The 2273-nt window shown below is 62.9% G+C and carries 3 protein-coding genes; 2 read left to right on the top strand and 1 reads right to left on the bottom strand.

Annotated features, from left to right (window positions below; translation table 11 throughout):
* A partial coding sequence (locus EN964_RS32235; protein WP_127277271.1) for a tetratricopeptide repeat protein occupies positions 1-533 on the bottom strand: 533 nt, incomplete at its 3' end.
* Positions 534-674: 141 nt separating this feature from the next.
* On the opposite strand from EN964_RS32235, the gene EN964_RS32230 reads away from it, so the two are divergent.
* Positions 675-1100 carry a DUF3775 domain-containing protein gene (locus tag EN964_RS32230; RefSeq protein WP_013530064.1) on the top strand — a complete coding sequence of 142 codons (426 nt, stop codon included), beginning with the start codon at positions 675-677 and terminating at the stop codon, positions 1098-1100.
* 186 nt (positions 1101-1286) lie between these two features.
* The coding region (locus EN964_RS32225) for an extensin family protein (RefSeq protein WP_164776200.1) at positions 1287-2273 on the top strand (987 nt) is incomplete at its 3' end.

Here is a 2273-nt window from a genome sequence, read left to right as displayed (position 1 = left end):
CTCATGAAATGGTCGATCTGCTCGGCCAGCATGCCATATTCGCGCGAACCCTTGCCGGTCCGCTTCTCGATTTCCATCAGCTGTTGCCGGGCGCCGGCCAGATCGCCGATCTGCAGATGCGCTTCGCCGAGATATTCGCGCACCAGCGTGTAGTTCGGATCGATGCGCAGCGCTTCCTCGTAATAGCCGAGGCCGACGGTGACGCGGCCGGAATGGCGGTGCGAATAGCCGAGATAGTTGAGGATGCGCGGATCCTGCTTGTTGGCGGCAAGGCTGAGCACGGCGATCGCCTCGTCATAGCGCCCGGCCATCGCCAACGCGTGGCCAGCATCATAGATGCTGTCGTCGTCGAGCATGCCCTCCTGGGGTGCGACGCACTTTTTCTTCTTCTTGTCCCAGACTTCGCCCTTCTTGCATTGGGTGACCGTCTTATCGCTGCCGCCACTGTCACCGCCGGCGGCGAACACTGGAACGGCAAGGAACTGCAGCGCGACAAGGGCAGTCGCCACCTGGATCAGCACTCTTTTATGCATCGAAGCCTCCTGGAGGGTGAGAATGCAACACTAACGCCGGTCGGCTTGCGTTTCATCCCGGAAAATTGCGTGCGGAGAACATCAGGTGACGGATGCCGCAAATCCGCTATCATCCGGCAAACGACCTGAGGGAGACGGCCCTTGCAGCGGCGGCTTGAAAAGGACTGGGAGCTTTCGATCGGCCCCGACACTGTGCGCCTGTTCATCCTCAAGGCCAAGGCGCTGAGTGCGGCCGTCAATGAAGACTATGCCGATGGCGCCGAGCACGAGGTCGAACTCGATGGCGAGTCCCACGTCAACCATCACCATGACGGCCTTGCCGAGGAAAGCTCCGAGAATCTGACCGAGGAAGAGCTGCGTGAGCTGATCAACGACCTCAATGTCGATGAAGCAGCCGAACTGATCGCGCTGGCCTGGGTCGGTCGCGGCGACTACGACGCCACCGAATGGGCGGACGCGCTGGCGGCCGCGCGCGAACGCGCCAACAAGCGCACCGCGAAATACCTGCTTGGCATGCCGCTGCTCGCCGACTGGCTGGAGGAAGGGCTGGAAGCGATCGGTGCGTAACGGAGCGGTTACCGTTCGTGATGCGGCCGAGGCAACCACCTTGCGTCGGCGCCGTTGACGGCGATGGGGTCGATTGTCTTTTCCCGAACGTTCAGGATCTTGTTCGTCATGGCCGTCACGGCCTTACTGGTGATGCCGGCCGAGGCGAGACTTCGCCATCGGCATCACCAGCCGTTGACGCCGAGGATAGAGCAGCCGTTGACACCAAGAGCCGAACAGCCTCTTAAACCGCGAGGCGGAAAGCGCCTGAAACCACGCAGACATCGGTCGGTTACGCCGAAGCAGACACAGCAGAAAACGCAGTCTCCGCTGCCCTTGCCTGCCGATGCTCCGGTGCCTGGACCATCTGTTCCGGCACCAGCGCCCGGCATTCCGGTGCCGGAACCGCGCCCGGCGGACGCTCGGAAGGCTGACACTGCAAAGCCGCAGGAGCAGAAGACGGAAGCTCCGAAGACCACCGGCGCGCCCGAAGGTTCCAACGAAGAAAAATCCCGCCAGGAAAAGCAGGCACTCCCCGAGTCGTCAGTTCCCGAACCCTCAACCGATACCGAAAGCGAACCGGAGCCGCCCGCGGTCGCGCCAACGCCGACACCAAAACCCGACATCGCGGAGCCCGAGGCTCAGCCGCCCAACGTTGGCCCGCAGCCGTCGCAAAAGCCGGCGGACGCGGACGAGAAGAAGATGCTGCCCGATCCGCGCTCGGCCGATCTGCCCGACGAGAAAATGCCAGCCGAGGAAGTCGCCTGCCGCGAACGACTGAAGACGCTCGGCGTCGAATTCGAAGAACACAAGGCGGAAAGCCAGCCCGAAATCGGCTGTTCGATCCCATACCCCATCGTGCTGAAGAACCTTGGAAAGTCCGTCGCCATCGGCCCCGGCACCGAGCTCAATTGCAAGATGGCCGAGGCGACGGCGCGTTTTGCCGCCGATGTCATCCAGCCGGCGGCGAAAGCCGAATTCGGTGAGGACCTGAAATCGATCGGCCAGGCATCGGCCTTTGTCTGCCGGCCACGCAACGGCACCCGAAAACTGTCGGAACACGCGTTCGGCAACGCGCTCGACATCGCCAGCTTCACGCTGTCGGACGGCAAGAAGATCGAGGTCGGCCCGGCGCCGCCGGAGAAGGACGCCAAATTCCTCAATGCCGTGCGCAAGGCCGCCTGTGGACCCTTC

The sequence above is a fragment of the Mesorhizobium sp. M7A.F.Ca.CA.001.10.2.1 genome, assembly GCF_003998575.1.
Taxonomy (GTDB): Bacteria; Pseudomonadota; Alphaproteobacteria; order Rhizobiales; family Rhizobiaceae; genus Mesorhizobium.
Note: the sequence above shows the minus strand (reverse complement) of the source record. Positions and strands in the feature narration are given on the sequence as shown.